General features: G+C 55.4%; 17 protein-coding genes and 1 riboswitch. Of the genes, 8 read left to right on the top strand and 9 right to left on the bottom strand.

Going from position 1 to position 15,471, the window contains the following annotated elements:
* From thiS to rsd, 5 genes are all read right to left on the bottom strand, one after another.
* Window positions 1–201: a sulfur carrier protein ThiS gene (gene thiS, locus On2M_RS22655; RefSeq protein ID WP_151218796.1), complete on the bottom strand. Its 201-nt coding sequence runs from the start codon at window positions 199–201 to the stop codon at window positions 1–3.
* Window positions 182–940 (bottom strand): HesA/MoeB/ThiF family protein, encoded by a 759-nt coding sequence (locus On2M_RS22650; RefSeq protein ID WP_210905490.1) that lies wholly within the window; start codon window positions 938–940, stop codon window positions 182–184. The genes thiS and On2M_RS22650 overlap by 20 nt, the downstream gene beginning before the upstream one ends.
* Window positions 933–1,568, bottom strand: a complete 636-nt coding sequence (thiE, locus tag On2M_RS22645; RefSeq protein WP_210905489.1) for a thiamine phosphate synthase — start codon at window positions 1,566–1,568, stop codon at window positions 933–935. Before thiE ends, On2M_RS22650 begins: the two co-directional genes overlap by 8 nt.
* Window positions 1,568–3,466 (bottom strand): phosphomethylpyrimidine synthase ThiC, encoded by a 1,899-nt coding sequence (gene thiC, locus On2M_RS22640; protein ID WP_210905488.1) that lies wholly within the window; start codon window positions 3,464–3,466, stop codon window positions 1,568–1,570. The genes thiE and thiC overlap by 1 nt, the downstream gene beginning before the upstream one ends.
* A gap of 83 nt (window positions 3,467–3,549) precedes the next feature.
* A riboswitch (TPP riboswitch) is annotated at window positions 3,550–3,672 on the bottom strand.
* A gap of 50 nt (window positions 3,673–3,722) precedes the next feature.
* Window positions 3,723–4,211, bottom strand: a complete 489-nt coding sequence (gene rsd / locus On2M_RS22635) for a sigma D regulator (protein WP_151218792.1) — start codon at window positions 4,209–4,211, stop codon at window positions 3,723–3,725.
* Between the two features lie 96 nt (window positions 4,212–4,307).
* Here rsd and nudC point away from each other — a divergent pair, with 96 nt between their 5' ends.
* The 6 genes from nudC to On2M_RS22605 all read left to right on the top strand — a co-directional run bounded on the left by nudC (window position 4,308) and on the right by On2M_RS22605 (window position 8,663).
* Window positions 4,308–5,081 carry an NAD(+) diphosphatase gene (gene nudC / locus On2M_RS22630; RefSeq protein ID WP_151218791.1) on the top strand — a complete coding sequence of 258 codons (774 nt, stop codon included), beginning with the start codon at window positions 4,308–4,310 and terminating at the stop codon, window positions 5,079–5,081.
* A gap of 50 nt (window positions 5,082–5,131) precedes the next feature.
* Window positions 5,132–6,196 (top strand): uroporphyrinogen decarboxylase, encoded by a 1,065-nt coding sequence (gene hemE, locus On2M_RS22625; RefSeq protein WP_151225111.1) that lies wholly within the window; start codon window positions 5,132–5,134, stop codon window positions 6,194–6,196.
* A complete protein-coding gene (gene nfi, locus On2M_RS22620) occupies window positions 6,196–6,876 on the top strand; it encodes a deoxyribonuclease V (RefSeq protein WP_187254162.1) in 681 nt (226 codons plus the stop codon). The genes hemE and nfi overlap by 1 nt, the downstream gene beginning before the upstream one ends.
* A 33-nt stretch (window positions 6,877–6,909) precedes the next feature.
* A complete protein-coding gene (locus On2M_RS22615) occupies window positions 6,910–7,500 on the top strand; it encodes a YjaG family protein (RefSeq protein ID WP_003842015.1) in 591 nt (196 codons plus the stop codon).
* A gap of 186 nt (window positions 7,501–7,686) precedes the next feature.
* Entirely contained in the window at window positions 7,687–7,959 is a 273-nt protein-coding gene (hupA, locus tag On2M_RS22610) for a nucleoid-associated protein HU-alpha (RefSeq protein ID WP_001044509.1), read from the top strand.
* A gap of 11 nt (window positions 7,960–7,970) precedes the next feature.
* Window positions 7,971–8,663: a DUF1481 domain-containing protein gene (locus On2M_RS22605; RefSeq protein WP_210905492.1), complete on the top strand. Its 693-nt coding sequence runs from the start codon at window positions 7,971–7,973 to the stop codon at window positions 8,661–8,663.
* Window positions 8,664–8,686: 23 nt separating this feature from the next.
* On the opposite strand, the gene zraP is transcribed toward On2M_RS22605, so the two are convergent.
* Together zraP and On2M_RS22595 are read right to left on the bottom strand one after the other, a co-directional pair.
* Window positions 8,687–9,130, bottom strand: a complete 444-nt coding sequence (gene zraP / locus On2M_RS22600; RefSeq protein WP_210905487.1) for a zinc resistance sensor/chaperone ZraP — start codon at window positions 9,128–9,130, stop codon at window positions 8,687–8,689.
* An 18-nt stretch (window positions 9,131–9,148) separates the two neighbouring features.
* A complete protein-coding gene (locus On2M_RS22595; protein WP_210905486.1) occupies window positions 9,149–9,337 on the bottom strand; it encodes a hypothetical protein in 189 nt (62 codons plus the stop codon).
* Between the two features lie 57 nt (window positions 9,338–9,394).
* On the opposite strand from On2M_RS22595, the gene zraS reads away from it, so the two are divergent.
* On the top strand, window positions 9,395–10,780 hold the full coding sequence (gene zraS / locus On2M_RS22590; RefSeq protein ID WP_151225115.1) for a two-component system sensor histidine kinase ZraS: 1,386 nt from the start codon (window positions 9,395–9,397) through the stop codon (window positions 10,778–10,780).
* A 5-nt stretch (window positions 10,781–10,785) separates the two neighbouring features.
* Window positions 10,786–12,111, top strand: a complete 1,326-nt coding sequence (gene zraR, locus On2M_RS22585) for a sigma-54-dependent response regulator transcription factor ZraR (protein ID WP_210905485.1) — start codon at window positions 10,786–10,788, stop codon at window positions 12,109–12,111.
* On the opposite strand, the gene purD is transcribed toward zraR, so the two are convergent.
* A complete protein-coding gene (purD, locus tag On2M_RS22580) occupies window positions 12,108–13,397 on the bottom strand; it encodes a phosphoribosylamine--glycine ligase (protein WP_151218785.1) in 1,290 nt (429 codons plus the stop codon). The genes zraR and purD overlap by 4 nt on opposite strands.
* Before the next feature lie 15 nt (window positions 13,398–13,412).
* Window positions 13,413–15,002 (bottom strand): bifunctional phosphoribosylaminoimidazolecarboxamide formyltransferase/IMP cyclohydrolase, encoded by a 1,590-nt coding sequence (gene purH, locus On2M_RS22575; protein WP_151218784.1) that lies wholly within the window; start codon window positions 15,000–15,002, stop codon window positions 13,413–13,415.
* Window positions 15,003–15,471 lie beyond the last annotated feature (469 nt).

Below are 15,471 nucleotides of genomic sequence, written 5' to 3'. Positions count from 1 at the left end.
TCAACCCCCTGCAATAACCTGAAAAAGCAGGATCTGGTCGCCTTCCTGCATGATATGCTGCTGCCACTGCTCGCGCGGCAGAATCTGCTGATTGAGCGCCAGCGCCGCGCCCGGTTTGAGCTGATTAAGCTCTGTGAGCAGCCCGCTGACGGTTTGTCCCTCGGCGCACTGCATCGGCTCATCATTGAACTGAATCTGCATGTTGCCCTCCGCATACCTGGCAGCCATTGGCCCGACGCAGCGCAAGGCTGCGCCACTGGCTGGTTTTACCGTCAAAAAGGCGTAACTCGCCGCTGGGCGTCGCAATGCCGCTAAGCAGTTTGATGGCTTCCAGCGCCTGCAAGGTGCCCATCACGCCGACAACCGGGCCGATGATACCGGCGGTACGGCAGTTGCGTTCAGGTTCGACATCATCCGGCCACAGGCAGCGGTAACAGCCTTGTTCCCACGGCGGGGTGAGTACCATCAACTGGCCGCCGAAACCCACGGCGCTGGCGGTAACCAAAGGCGTATTCAGCGCCACGCAGGCGGCGTTAATTTCCTGACGCGTGGACATGTTGTCGGTACAGTCGAGCACCACGTCGGCCCGCGCAACCGCATGCCGCAGCGCCTCACCCGTCAGTCGCTGTTCAAGGACGACCAGCTCGCTGTCCGGGTTAAGACGTGCCAGGTGGCGTTCTGCCGCCTGTGCTTTTGGGCGAGCAATGTCGTCGGTGGTGAACAATATTTGCCGTTGCAGATTGCTCAGATGAACGTCGTCATCGTCCGCCAACGTCAGCGTGCCGACACCTGCTCCCGCCAGATACAACGCGGCAGGCGAACCAAGCCCGCCTAAACCGACAATCAGCACATGGCTGTCGAGCAACTTTTGCTGGCCCTCAATCGCGATATCGCCAAGCAGAATCTGGCGGCTGTAGCGCATAAAGTCGCGGTCATTCATCGCCGACTCCTGCTATGTCGAGCAGCTGCGCCGTGGCTACCTGCCAGTCGGCCGCAAGGGTGATAGCGCTGACCACGGCAATGCTGCCGACGCCGGTTGCCAGCACCGCGGGCGCACGTTCCAGACTGATGCCGCCGATGGCGACGGTTGGATAGTCGGCCAGACGCGCAATATGACCCGCCAGCTGTGTCAGCCCCTGCGGAGTGGAAGGCATCTGCTTGGTTTGCGTGGGGAAAACGTGGCCGAGTGCGATGTAAGAAGGCTTAGCGGCCAGTGCGACGTCTATCTCCATATCATCGTGGGTGGAAACCCCCAGGCGTAAGCCCGACGCCTGAATGGCCTGCAGATCGGTAGTTTCGAGATCTTCCTGGCCCAAATGCACGCCGTAGGCGTTGTGCTTAATCGCCAGCCGCCAGTAGTCGTTGATAAACAGGCGGGCGTCATAACGACGCCCCAGCGCGATGGCAGCGATAACATCCGCCTCCACCTCTTCATCGCGTTTATCTTTGATACGCAACTGGATCGTGCGCACGCCCGCCTCCAGTAGACGCTCAATCCATGCCACGCTATCCACCACCGGATAAAGCCCGAGGCGGAACGGCACGGTCGGGAAATCAGACTGGTACATTACGCCTCCTCTTTTTTAAGGTAGATTTCGCCGCCTTTGGCGCGGAAGTTTTCCGACATATCCGCCATCCCCAATTCAATGGTTTGCGCGGCGGCGTAATCACGCACTTCCTGGCTGATTTTCATCGAGCAGAACTTCGGCCCACACATGGAGCAGAAGTGAGCGACCTTACCGGACTCCTGCGGCAGGGTTTCATCGTGATAAGCGCGGGCGGTGAATGGGTCGAGCGCGAGGTTAAACTGATCTTCCCAGCGGAATTCGAAGCGTGCTTTCGACATGGCGTTATCGCGGATCTGCGCGCCCGGATGGCCTTTGGCGAGGTCAGCGGCGTGAGCGGCGATCTTGTAGGTGATCAGCCCCTGTTTCACATCTTCTTTGTTCGGTAAACCGAGATGTTCTTTTGGTGTGACGTAGCACAGCATCGCGCAGCCAAACCAGCCGATCATCGCCGCGCCAATGCCGGAGGTGAAGTGGTCATAGCCCGGCGCGATGTCGGTGGTGAGCGGCCCTAAGGTGTAGAACGGCGCCTCGTGGCAGTGTTCCAGTTCTTCGGTCATGTTGCGCTGGATCATCTGCATCGGTACATGCCCAGGGCCTTCGATCATCACCTGCACGTCGTATTCCCAGGCGATTTTGGTCAGCTCGCCCAGCGTATGCAGTTCGGCGAACTGCGCTTCGTCGTTGGCATCCTGAATCGAACCCGGACGCAGACCATCGCCAAGAGAGAGTGAAACGTCGTAGGCGGCGCAGATTTCGCAAATCTCACGGAAATGTTCAAACAGGAAGTTCTCTTTGTGATGGGAGAGGCACCATTTCGCCATGATTGAGCCGCCGCGCGAGACAATTCCGGTCAGGCGTTTAGCGGTCATCGGCACGTAGCGCAGCAGCACGCCCGCGTGAATGGTGAAGTAGTCGACGCCCTGTTCGGCTTGTTCCAGCAACGTATCGCGGAATGCTTCCCAGGTGAGATCTTCGGCGATCCCATTGACCTTCTCCAGCGCTTGGTAGATCGGTACGGTGCCTATCGGCACCGGGCTATTACGCAGGATCCACTCGCGGGTTTCGTGAATATAGCGACCGGTGGAGAGGTCCATCACCGTATCTGCTCCCCAGCGGGTTGACCATACCAGCTTTTCGACCTCTTCTTCGATAGAGGAGGTGACCGCCGAGTTACCGATGTTGGCGTTCACCTTTACCAGGAAGTTGCGGCCGATGATCATCGGCTCGGATTCCGGGTGGTTGATGTTAGCAGGAATAATCGCCCGGCCTGCAGCGACTTCATCACGCACGAATTCCGGAGTAATATTTTCCGGCAGGCGAGCGCCAAAGTTCATCCCCGGATGCTGGTGGCGCAGCACTTCACTACGAATACGCTCGCGCCCCATGTTTTCACGGATAGCGATAAACTCCATTTCCGGCGTGACAATCCCCTGACGGGCGTAGTGCAGTTGGGTCACGCGCTTACCGGTTTTGGCGCGCTTTGGCGTCAGCAGGCCGCTGAAACGTAGCTCGTCCAGGCCATCGTCGGCCAGGCGCTCTTTGGTGTAAGCGGAGCTACGGTCGTCTAATTCTTCGCTATCGTTACGCGCCACAATCCACGGCTGGCGCAGTTTCGCCAGCCCCAGTTGGACGTTAATCGCCACGTCAGGATCGCCATACGGCCCGGAGGTGTCGTACACCGGTACGGCTTCGTTATTTTCAAATTGCGGATTGTCTTTGCTGCCGCCAATCAGCGTCGGGCTAAGTTGGATTTCGCGCATCGGAACGCGGATATCCGCCTGTGAGCCGGTGATGTAGATGCGTTTTGAGTTCGGAAAGGCGGTCCCTTCCAGGGTATCGATAAAGTGTTGGGCTTGAGCGCGCTGTTCGCGGCGTGATGGTTTAGTAGTGGCAGACATAGCTCATTCCAAATAAAAGTAAGGATATGGCTTGTCAGACGACGGATGAAGCAAGAGATAGGCTCGCCCGGGGGCGATGCTATTGCAGATTGACTCTTGTTCCCTTCGCAGGTTTTAACCTGATCAGGTTCCGCGGATCCCGAATTAACGGTCTCAGCCTTTTCCACTCATGCTGTTGTGGAAAATAAGCACTCCGACAAGAAGTAACCTCAGTAAAGAGGTAATGAATGTAAATTACGCGTTAATGCGACAGATCTCAAGCAGGACGTTTGAGAGTGCCACTCTCGTGCATCGCATCAAATACCAGCATGATCAGCTTATCTTCGAGTACGAACCTGGCTTCCAGCGCCTCGCCGATATCTGATAAAGCCTGTTGAAATTCAAGGAAGTTATCATGATCAATGGCGGTCTCCAGACTGGTGTCATAGTAGTCCATGATCTGTTGTGTGTTGGCTTCCAGCAGCGGCCAAATTTTTGTCGCTTTTAAAAGCTGCCCGTTCCCTTCCAATTTATGGAGAATACGTTCATAAATACTGAAGTGTCCGGTGGAGAGGTAATCGACCAGGCTCTGACAAAAATCATCCAGCGCCTTTTCATTGAGCCGCATGTACGATTCTTTGCCAGGCTTAATGCCAACCAGATTGTAGTAAGCCACGAGCAGGTGCTTACGTACATGTAGCCAGCGATCAACCAGTTTATTACTTCCTCCGACGTGCTCCGTCAGGCTTTCCAGCTGGTTTAACATGATTGACTCCGCAAGATGGTGTTTAAGAACTGCTCACCCGTAAATGTAAAAATAATGTAAACAACATGCCTGTGAAGCAAAGGTTGCGCAAGAGATATGGATCGTATAATTGAAAAATTAGATAGCGGCTGGTGGATTGTCAGTCATGAGCAAAAGTTATGGTTGCCGCATGGTGAACTGCCTCACGGTGACGCGGCACGTTTTGATCTGACCGGGCAGCGCGCACTTTCTATCGGCGAATGGGAAGGGGAAACGGTCTGGCTGGTGCAGCAGCAACGTCGACACGATATGGGGTCGGTGCGCCAGGTTATAGACCAGGATGTTGGCCTGTTTCAACTGGCCGGACGCGGCGTACAGCTGGCTGAGTTTTACCGCTCGCATAAATTCTGCGGCTACTGTGGGCACACGATGCACCCGAGTAAAACGGAATGGGCGATGCTGTGCAGCCACTGCCGGGAACGCTACTACCCGCAAATTGCCCCCTGCATTATCGTCGCTATCCGCCGTGACGACGCTATCTTGCTTGCCCAACATGTTCGCCATCGCAACGGCGTGCATACCGTGCTGGCGGGCTTTGTCGAAGTGGGTGAGACCCTTGAACAGGCGGTGGCGCGTGAAGTCATGGAAGAGAGCGGCATTAAGGTTAAAAACCTGCGCTATGTCACTTCTCAGCCGTGGCCGTTCCCACAGTCTTTGATGACCGCATTTATGGCAGAGTATGATAGCGGGGAGATTGTTATCGACCCGAAAGAACTGCTGGAGGCGAACTGGTATCGCTACGATAATTTACCGCTGCTTCCCCCGCCAGGCACCGTCGCGCGTCGATTGATTGAAGACACTGTGGCAATGTGTCGGGCTGAGTACGAGTAAAGAACGAGTGATGATACACTGATGGACTGACGCAATAAGGAACTGCAAAAATGACCGAACTGAAGAACGATCGTTATCTGCGTGCGCTGCTGCGCCAGCCCGTTGATGTCACTCCGGTATGGATGATGCGCCAGGCGGGCCGCTATCTACCGGAATATAAAGCCACGCGCGCCGAGGCGGGCGATTTTATGGCGCTGTGCAAAAATGCCGAGCTGGCCTGCGAAGTCACGCTGCAGCCGCTGCGTCGTTATAAGCTTGATGCCGCGATCCTCTTCTCGGATATCCTGACGATTCCGGATGCGATGGGGCTTGGGCTGTATTTTGAAGCCGGAGAAGGTCCACGTTTTACCTCACCGATTACCAGCAAGGCTGATGTCGACAAACTGCCGATCCCGGACCCGGAAGATGGGCTGGGTTATGTGATGAATGCGGTGCGCACGATTCGGCGTGAACTGAAAGGCGAAGTGCCGCTGATCGGCTTCTCCGGTAGCCCGTGGACGCTGGCGACCTATATGGTCGAAGGCGGTAGCAGCAAGGCCTTCACCGTGATTAAAAAGATGATGTATGCCGATCCAAAAGCGCTGCATCTGCTGCTGGATAAGCTGGCGAAGAGCGTCACGCTGTACCTGAACGCGCAGATCAAAGCGGGCGCGCAGTCGGTGATGATTTTCGATACCTGGGGCGGTGTGCTGACCGGTCGCGACTATCAGCAGTTCTCCCTGTACTACATGCACAAAATCGTCGATGGTCTGCTGCGCGAGAACGACGGTCGTCGTGTTCCGGTGACGCTGTTCACCAAAGGCGGCGGTCAGTGGCTGGAAGCGATGGCAGAAACCGGCTGTGATGCGTTAGGCCTCGACTGGACCACTGATATTGCCGACGCGCGTCGTCGTGTGGGTCATAAAGTGGCGCTACAGGGCAATATGGATCCATCCATGCTGTATGCGCCGCCAGCCCGCATCGAAGAAGAAGTGGCGACAATTCTGGCCGGATTTGGTCAGGGTGAAGGCCATGTCTTTAACCTGGGCCATGGCATTCATCAGGATGTACCGCCAGAACATGCGGGTGTCTTTGTCGAGGCGGTACATCGCCTGTCGGCGCAGTACCACCGCTAATGGATCTCGCGTCGCTGCGCGCGCAGCAGCTTGAACTGGCCTCTTCGGTGATCCGCGAGGATCGCCTGCAGAACGATCCGCCGGATCTGATCGGCGGGGCGGACGTAGGGTTTGAGCAGGGCGGCGAAGTGACGCGGGCCGCAATGGTCTTACTGAAATACCCGACGCTGGAACTGGTTGAATACAAGGTGGCGCGAATCGCCACCACCATGCCTTACATTCCAGGCTTTCTCTCCTTTCGTGAAACGCCCGCGTTGATGGCTGCCTGGCAGTTGCTCTCGCACAAGCCCGATCTGCTGTTCGTTGACGGTCACGGTATCTCTCACCCGCGTCGCCTGGGCGTAGCCAGCCATTTTGGTCTGCTGGTGGATGTCCCGACGATTGGCGTGGCGAAAAAACGGTTATGCGGCAAGTTTGAGCCGCTCGCTGCCGAACCCGGAGCGCTAGCGCCGTTGCTGGATAAAGACGAACAGCTGGCGTGGGTCTGGCGCAGCAAAGCACGCTGTAACCCGTTGTTTATCTCTACGGGTCATCGCGTGAGCCTGGACCGCGCGTTGGCATGGGTACAACGCTGTATGAACGGTTATCGTCTGCCGGAACCAACACGCTGGGCAGATGCGGTCGCATCTGAACGCCCGGCTTTTACGCGGCTTGCAGCAAAAACGCCCCATATCGGGTAAACTGCCGCTAATTTCCGTATTTGAGAACTCATCATGTTACAAAACCCGATTCACCTGCGTCTGGAGAAGCTGGAAAGCTGGCAGCATGTTACGTTTATGGCCTGTCTGTGCGAGCGCATGTACCCAAACTACGCTATGTTCTGCAAGCAAACCGAATTTGGCGATGGTCAGATTTATCGCCGAATTCTGGATCTTATTTGGGAAGCGTTGACGGTGAAAGACGCGAAAATCAATTTCGATAGTCAGTTGGAAAAGTTTGAAGAGGCCATTCCTTCTGCAGATGATTACGATCTGTACGGCGTGTACCCGGCGATCGATGCCTGTGTGGCATTAAGCGAACTGATGCATTCGCGTCTGAGTGGTGAAACGCTGGAACACGCAATTGAAGTCAGTAAGGCTTCTATTACCACCGTCGCGATGCTGGAAATGACGCAAGCTGGTCGCGAAATGACCGATGAAGAGCTCAAAGAGAACCCGGCCGTTGAGCAAGAATGGGATATTCAGTGGGAAATCTTCCGACTTTTAGCCGATTGTGAAGAACGCGATATTGAGCTGATAAAAGGGCTTCGTGCAGACCTGCGCGAGGCTGGCGAGAGCAATATTGGTATAAATTTTCAGCAATGACACCACAAAACGTGATTTAACGCCTGATTTGTCATGCCTGAAGGCTTCCCATCTGCCCCCGGTCTGGTCTACATTTGGGGGGCGAAAAAAAGTGGCTATCGGTGCGTGTATGCAGGAGAGTGCTTTTCTGGCATTTCCGTCGCACTCGATGCTTAGCAAGCGATAAACACATTGTAAGGATAACTTATGAACAAGACTCAACTGATTGATGTAATTGCAGACAAAGCAGAACTGTCTAAAACACAGGCTAAAGCTGCTCTGGAATCCACTCTGGCTGCTATTACTGAGTCTCTGAAAGAAGGCGATGCTGTACAACTGGTTGGTTTCGGTACCTTCAAAGTGAACCACCGTGCTGAGCGTACTGGCCGCAACCCGCAGACCGGTAAAGAAATCAAAATTGCCGCAGCTAACGTACCGGCATTTGTTTCTGGTAAAGCACTGAAAGACGCGGTTAAGTAATTCGCGTGGCAGTGAACAGTTTTATCGAAGGGGCGGTTTCGCCCCTTTTGTCCATCTGGCGTCACTCGCTTTGGCTTTCAGGTGTTCTGTTACTGTCTGCCTGTAGTCGCCACTCTGAGCTTCCTCCGTTCACAGCCAGCGGCTATGTTGGCGATCAGGGGGCGGTACGCATTTGGCGTAAAGATTCCAGCGACGATGTTCACTTGCTCTCGGTATTTAGTCCGTGGCGTAAAGGTGATACCACCACCAGTGAATATCGCTGGCAGGGTGATACGCTCTCTTTGATAGAACTCAACACCTACAGTAAACCCCAAGAACATGTCCGTATACGCTTCGATGACCGGGGTGAGCTGAGTTTCATGCAGCGTGAAGTCGACGGTCTTAAGCAGCAGCTTTCCAGCGATCAAATCGCGCTTTACCGCTATCGAGCCGATCAAATCCGCCAGACAAGCGATGCGTTGCGTCAGGGACGGGTGATACTGCATCAGGGACGCTGGCATGCGAATCACACGGTTACGACCTGTGAAGGTGAGACGCTGAAACCCGATCTGGAATCGTGGGCGATAAACCATATTGAGCGCCGCCAGAGCCATTCATCCGTCGAGGTGAGTGTGGCATGGCTGGAAGCGCCCGAAGGGTCGCAGCTACTGCTGGTCGCTAATGAAGATTTTTGTCGCTGGCAGCCTACAGCCAAAACCTTCTGATAATCTGCCATCAGGTAATACTGTTACCAGTGGCCCATTCCCATATGGCCGCCGCCGCGATGGTTACCGCCACCGCCGCATCCACCGTAACCCATTCCCGCTCCGCGAGGCACGCCTGCCTGCGCCATGGCGACATCGCGTTTAACACGCTGCTCATCCAGGGACTGATTCAACGCTTCCATCTCTTTTGCCACGGCGTTAATTTTTGCCGTGTCTGGCGAGCTGGCTGTTAACAACGCGTTGTACTCATAACGTTTGGAGGTCAACTGTTGGCGCAATGCGCTGGTCTGTGAGTAGTAATCATCATAGATTTTCTGCGCGGTTGCCTGCTGCTCAGCGGTCATTGGCGCACCGCCCCGCTGCTGCATGCCATCACCATACCCCCAGTGATGCTGTGCCAGCGCTGGGGTAGAGCCCAGAGCCAGAAGAGAGAGTGCAATCAGTGCCATTTTGTTGTTCCGTTTCATTGTTCATTCTCCTGTTGGTTAGCTTACATTCCCTTCTGCATCTTCCGTGCCAAAGCGGCAATCCCTGTCCTGCGGGCGTTGTACGTGTCGTCTTTGCAGGAAAACGGGTAAAAATGACTCGCCAGAACGCGCCAGCGGGTCATTTTTACCCGGTACTTTCAGCAGTTTGTGTTTGAGGGCAGGGTTATCAGGAGGAAAAAATGGCATGATTTCTGCTGTATACCTGTAACGATGAAAGGAACAGGTAGGGTAAAGGGAGAGCGTATGCGTCTTTATAAGGACACGGCTGCAAAGTGGTTGAGCCGACTCTTGCTGGCGGCAATCCTGATTTTGGTCGGCTGGTTTTCGGTTATGACCATTCGGGACTATGGGCGGGAAAGCGGTGCTGCACGGCAAACGCTACTGGAAAAAGGCAGCGTGCTCATTCGCGCTCTGGAGTCTGGTACGCGCGTAGGTATGGGGATGCGCATGCATCATGCTCAACAGCAGACGCTGCTGGAACAAATGGCCGTACAACCAGGTGTGCTATGGTTTGCCGTTGTTGATGAGCATGGCGTTGTTATTACTCACAGCAATTCCGCGATGGTCGGGAAAACGCTCTATTCACCGGATGTCCTGCGGCAGCTTAATCCCGGAGAACAAGAAAACTGGCGAAATATTGACATTCCAGTGGGGAGCGGTGAAAACACGCCGGCCCTGGAAATTTATCGCCAGTTTCAGCCGACGTATGGTCCAGGACGTCATGGCATGGCGCGTTGCGCCAACGATGACAGGCAGCTTAACATCCCTGCACAAACCATATTTATCGCCTTTGATGCCAGCGATCTGGCAGCGACTCAGGCAAGAGAGTGGCGTAACACCCTGATTGTCCTGTCCGCGCTGGCAGCCGTGTTACTGGCCACCGTGCTGACGTTCTTCTGGTATCAGCGCTATCAGCGTTCGTACAAAGAACTGCAGGATGCGATGAAGCGTAAAGAAAAACTGATGGCGCTCGGACACCTGGCGGCCGGAGTCGCACATGAAATTCGTAACCCGCTTTCATCCATCAAAGGTTTAGCAAAATATTTTGCCGAACGAACCCCTCCAGGTGGCGAGTCACATGAGTTGGCTCAGGTAATGGCGAAAGAAGCGGACCGTTTAAATCGGGTGGTGAGCGAATTGCTGGAGCTGGTGAAGCCAGCGCATCTGACGCTGCAACAGGTGGATCTTAACAAGGTTATCACCCACTCATTACATCTGGTGAGCCAGGATGCGGCAAGTCGCGAAATCCAGCTCCGTTTTTCGGCTAATCCTACGCTGCCCGCGATTCAGGCCGACCCCGACCGGCTGACGCAGATTTTGTTGAATCTGTATCTGAACGCCATTCATGCCATTGGTCGTCAGGGCACAATAGTGGTTGAAGCAAGTGAAAGCAGCGGCGATCGCGTTAAAATCGTGGTGACCGATAGCGGGAAGGGGATTGCTCCAGAACAGCTGGAGGCCATTTTTACGCCTTACTTTACGACCAAAGCTGACGGCACCGGCCTCGGGCTGGCGGTGGTGCAGAATATAGTTGAACAGCACGGCGGCACCATTCAGGTGGCAAGCGTTGAGGGCAAAGGCGCGACCTTTACCTTTTGGCTGCCGACTAAAGCGAAACAACAGGATTAACAAGGATGACGCACGGAAAAATCACTATTCTGGTGGTGGATGACGATATCAGCCACTGCACCATTTTACAGGCGCTGCTGCGCGGCTGGGGTTATGACGTTGCGTTGGCTTATAGCGGGCGAGCGGCGCTGGAACAGGTGCGCGAACGTGTATTTGATTTAGTGCTGTGTGATGTGCGCATGGCAGAGATGGACGGTATCGCTACGCTGAAAGAGATTAAAGCGCTGAATCCGGCGATTCCGGTATTGATCATGACGGCGTTCTCCAGCGTGGAGACTGCCGTTGAGGCGCTGAAAACCGGGGCGCTGGACTACTTGATCAAACCGCTGGACTTTGACCGGTTGCAGGAGACGCTGGAAAAAGCGCTGGCGCACACGCGGGAAACGAGCGCTGAATTGCCGTCAGCGTCGGCGGCGCAGTTTGGCATGATTGGTCGTAGTCCGGCGATGCAGCAGTTGCTCAACGAAATTGCGATGGTTGCGCCCTCGGACGCCACGGTGCTCATCCACGGAAACTCCGGGACGGGCAAAGAACTGGTGGCCCGGGCGCTACATGCCAGCAGCGCACGCAGCGATAAGCCGCTGGTCACGCTGAACTGCGCGGCACTCAATGAATCTTTGCTGGAATCTGAGCTGTTCGGTCACGAGAAAGGTGCGTTTACCGGGGCGGATAAACGCCGGGAAGGTCGCTTTGTGGAAGCCGATGGTGGCACGCTGTTTCTTGATGAAATTGGCGATATCTCACCGCTGATGCAGGTGCGTCTGCTGCGAGCGATCCAGGAGCGGGAAGTACAGCGGGTTGGCAGCAACCAGACCATTGCAGTTGATGTCCGGCTGATCGCCGCCACGCATCGAGATCTGGCGGAGGAAGTCAGTGCCGGGCGCTTTCGCCAGGATCTCTACTATCGCCTGAACGTCGTCACCATTGAAATGCCAGCATTGCGCCAGCGTCGGGAAGATATTCCACTGCTGGCCGAATATTTTCTCCAGCGTTTTGCCGAGCGTAACCGAAAAGCGGTGAAAGGCTTTACTCCGCAGGCGATGGATCTCCTGATCCATTACGACTGGCCGGGCAATATCCGTGAGCTGGAAAATGCGATTGAGCGATCGGTGGTGCTGCTAACGGGGGAATATATTTCTGAACGTGAGCTGCCAATGGCGATTGCTGCGACGCCGATAAAAACGGAATACAGTGGCGAGATCCAACCGCTGGTGGATGTCGAAAAAGAGGTGATTCTGGCTGCACTGGAGAAAACGGGCGGCAATAAAACCGAAGCCGCCCGTCAGTTAGGTATTACGCGCAAAACACTGCTGGCTAAGCTCAGCCGTTAGTTTTGCTCACGTTCGATAGCGCGCCAGCCGATGTCGTTACGGCTGAAGCAGCCGTTCCAGCGGATGTCTGTCATCAGGGCGTAGGCGCGTTTCTGCGCTTCTGCCACGGTGTTACCCAGCGCGGTTGCACACAGTACGCGACCGCCGTTGGTCAGCACGCGATCGTCAGCAGACAGTTTGGTGCCGGCGTGGAACACTTTACCGTCAGTGACGTCTTCCAGCGGCAGGCCGTGGATTTCATCGCCGGTATTGTAATTGCCCGGATAACCTCCGGCGGCAATGACCACACCCAGAGATGCGCGTTCGTCCCACTCGGAGGTTTTCTCATCCAGCTTGCCGTCACAGGCGGCGAGGCACAGCTCCACCAGATCGGACTTCATGCGCAGCATGATCGGCTGGGTTTCCGGATCGCCGAAGCGGCAGTTGAACTCGATAACCTTCGGGTTACCCTGCTTGTCGATCATCAGACCCGCATAGAGGAAACCGGTGTAGGTGTTACCTTCCGCCGCCATGCCTTTCACCGTTGGCCAGATGATGCGTTCCATGGTGCGCTGGTGGACTTCGTCAGTCACTACCGGTGCTGGAGAGTAGGCACCCATCCCGCCGGTGTTCGGACCGGTATCGCCGTTGCCCACGCGTTTGTGGTCCTGGCTGGTGGCCATCGGCAGCACGTGCTCGCCATCGACCATCACGATAAAGCTCGCTTCTTCACCGTCGAGGAACTCTTCGATAACGATGCGGTGGCCCGCGTCGCCAAACGCGTTACCGGCCAGCATGTCATGAACCGCGGATTCCGCTTCCTCCAGCGTCATCGCCACAATCACGCCTTTACCGGCGGCCAGACCGTCGGCTTTGATAACGATCGGCGCGCCTTTCTCGCGCAGGTAAGCCAGCGCAGGTTCGATTTCGGTGAAGTTTTGGTACTCCGCCGTTGGAATCTGATGGCGCGCAAGAAAATCTTTGGTGAAGGCTTTGGAGCCTTCCAGCTGCGCGGCACCTTCGGTTGGGCCGAAGATTTTCAGACCGGCGGCGCGGAATGCATCAACCACACCAATCACCAGCGGCGCTTCCGGACCAACGATGGTCAGATCGATCTTCTCGTTCTGGGCAAAGCTCAGCAGCGCCGGAATATCCGTTACGCCGATGGCCACGTTTTGTAGCGTGGGTTCCAGCGCGGTGCCCGCGTTGCCCGGGGCGACAAATACCGTTTCGACTTTTGGCGACTGCGCCGCTTTCCAGGCGAGGGCGTGCTCGCGCCCGCCATTGCCAATCACTAATATTTTCATCGTCTGCTCCGTGGATTAATGGCGGAAGTGGCGCATGTCGGTGAATACCATCGCGATACCGTGCTCGTCTGCGGCGGCAATCACTTCGTCATCGCGGATTGAACCGCCCGGTTGGATCACGCAGGTTACGCCAGCGGCAGCAGCGGCATCAATCCCATCGCGGAACGGGAAGAAGGCGTCGGAAGCCATAGAGGAACCTTTCACTTCCAGACCTTCGTCGGCGGCCTTAATCCCGGCGATTTTGGCTGAGTACACGCGGCTCATCTGGCCTGCGCCTATGCCGATAGTCATGTTCTCTTTGGCGTAAACAATGGCGTTGGATTTCACAAATTTTGCCACTTTCCAGCAGAACAGCGCATCACGCAGTTCTTGCTCGGTCGGCTGGCGTTTGGTTACCACGCGCAGTTCAGCTTCGCTCACCATACCGAGGTCGCGGTCCTGGACCAGCAGGCCGCCGTTCACACGCTTGAAGTCCAGACCCGGTACGCGCTGCGCCCATTGGCCGCAAACCAGCACGCGAACGTTCTGCTTGGCAGCGGTAATTTTCAATGCTTCTTCGGTGGCGGAAGGCGCGATGATCACTTCCACGAACTGGCGGGAGATAATCGCCTGCGCGGTTTCAGCATCCAGCTCGCGGTTAAAAGCGATGATGCCGCCGAATGCGGAGGTTGGGTCGGTTTTGTAAGCGCGGTCGTAAGCGTCAAGAATAGAGGTGCTTACCGCTACACCGCACGGGTTTGCGTGCTTAACGATAACGCATGCCGGTTCGCTGAACTCTTTCACGCACTCCAGCGCCGCATCGGTATCGGCGATGTTGTTGTAGGAAAGTGCTTTGCCCTGTACCTGCTGCGCGGTGGCAACGGAGGCTTCTTTAACATTCTCTTCTATATAGAAGGCAGCCTGCTGGTGGCTGTTCTCGCCGTAACGCATATCCTGCTTCTTAATGAAGTTCAGGTTCAGCGTACGTGGGAAGCGACCGGCGGCTTCTTTGCTTTCGCCGTGATAGGCCGGAACCATGCTGCCAAAGTAGTTGGCGATCATGCTGTCGTAAGCGGCGGTGTGTTCGAAGGCTTTAATCGCGAGATCGAAACGCGTGTCGAGGGTCAGAGAACCATCGTTGGCATCCATCTCTTTAATAATGGCATCGTAGTCGCTGCTCTTCACAACGATAGCTACATCTTTATGGTTCTTGGCTGCAGAGCGCACCATGGTCGGGCCGCCGATATCAATGTTCTCTACGGCATCTTCCAGAGAACAGCCTTCGCGGGCGACGGTCTGGGCGAACGGGTACAAGTTAACAACCACCATATCGATAGGCGCGATACCATGTTGCTCCATTATTCCGTCATCCTGACCACGGCGACCAAGAATGCCGCCGTGGACTTTTGGATGCAGGGTCTTCACGCGTCCATCCATCATTTCCGGGAAGCCGGTGTAATCGGAAACTTCGGTCACTGGCAGACCTTTCTCCGCTAACAGGCGGGCAGTGCCACCTGTAGACAGTAGCTCCACACCGCGTGCGGAAAGTGCCTGAGCGAATTCGATGATACCGGCCTTGTCAGAAACACTGAGCAGAGCGCGGCGGACTGGACGACGTTGTTGCATGGTAAATCCCCTGGATTTGACTATTACAGAGAGCGTTAGGTGAATTCTTGGCTAAAAACTCAGCTAACGCCCCTTACGGGGCATCCTTGTTGTGCGGGGGCATTGTAACGAAAACGTTTGCGCAACGCTCGCGAATTTTTATTTTTCACTTTTGTCCCTCGTTTCGACCGCTGAAGACTGTACATATACAGAAAGGATCGCAGAAGTAATGGGTGAGTTTGTGGATAACTCTGTGTGCAAATGGGTATAAAGCGGGGTTTTGCTGTGGAATGCAGCACTCAGTCATTTTTCTGTCATTTAAGGGTTGCGGGCTGCAGGAAACTCCCTATAATGCGCCTCCATCGACACGGCGGATGTGAATCACTTCACACAAACAGCCGGTCCGGTTGAAGAGAAAAACCTGAAAATGAGGGTTGACTCTGAAAGAGGAAAGCGTAATATACGCCACCTCGCGACAGAGCGCTAAAGC

Source organism: Citrobacter sp. On2M (assembly GCF_018035235.1).
GTDB lineage: Bacteria > Pseudomonadota > Gammaproteobacteria > Enterobacterales > Enterobacteriaceae > Citrobacter > Citrobacter meridianamericanus.
This window is presented reverse-complemented; position numbering and strand designations above follow the sequence as displayed.

Coding starts and splice junctions, on each gene's coding strand:
- thiS (WP_151218796.1), bottom strand. CDS start 201: ATGCAGATTCAGTTCAATGATGAGCCGATGCAGTGCGCCGAGGGACAA.
- On2M_RS22650 (WP_210905490.1), bottom strand. CDS start 940: ATGAATGACCGCGACTTTATGCGCTACAGCCGCCAGATTCTGCTTGGC.
- thiE (WP_210905489.1), bottom strand. CDS start 1,568: ATGTACCAGTCTGATTTCCCGACCGTGCCGTTCCGCCTCGGGCTTTAT.
- thiC (WP_210905488.1), bottom strand. CDS start 3,466: ATGTCTGCCACTACTAAACCATCACGCCGCGAACAGCGCGCTCAAGCC.
- rsd (WP_151218792.1), bottom strand. CDS start 4,211: ATGTTAAACCAGCTGGAAAGCCTGACGGAGCACGTCGGAGGAAGTAAT.
- nudC (WP_151218791.1), top strand. CDS start 4,308: ATGGATCGTATAATTGAAAAATTAGATAGCGGCTGGTGGATTGTCAGT.
- hemE (WP_151225111.1), top strand. CDS start 5,132: ATGACCGAACTGAAGAACGATCGTTATCTGCGTGCGCTGCTGCGCCAG.
- nfi (WP_187254162.1), top strand. CDS start 6,196: ATGGATCTCGCGTCGCTGCGCGCGCAGCAGCTTGAACTGGCCTCTTCG.
- On2M_RS22615 (WP_003842015.1), top strand. CDS start 6,910: ATGTTACAAAACCCGATTCACCTGCGTCTGGAGAAGCTGGAAAGCTGG.
- hupA (WP_001044509.1), top strand. CDS start 7,687: ATGAACAAGACTCAACTGATTGATGTAATTGCAGACAAAGCAGAACTG.
- zraP (WP_210905487.1), bottom strand. CDS start 9,130: ATGAAACGGAACAACAAAATGGCACTGATTGCACTCTCTCTTCTGGCT.
- On2M_RS22595 (WP_210905486.1), bottom strand. CDS start 9,337: ATGCCATTTTTTCCTCCTGATAACCCTGCCCTCAAACACAAACTGCTG.
- zraS (WP_151225115.1), top strand. CDS start 9,395: ATGCGTCTTTATAAGGACACGGCTGCAAAGTGGTTGAGCCGACTCTTG.
- zraR (WP_210905485.1), top strand. CDS start 10,786: ATGACGCACGGAAAAATCACTATTCTGGTGGTGGATGACGATATCAGC.
- purD (WP_151218785.1), bottom strand. CDS start 13,397: ATGAAAATATTAGTGATTGGCAATGGCGGGCGCGAGCACGCCCTCGCC.
- purH (WP_151218784.1), bottom strand. CDS start 15,002: ATGCAACAACGTCGTCCAGTCCGCCGCGCTCTGCTCAGTGTTTCTGAC.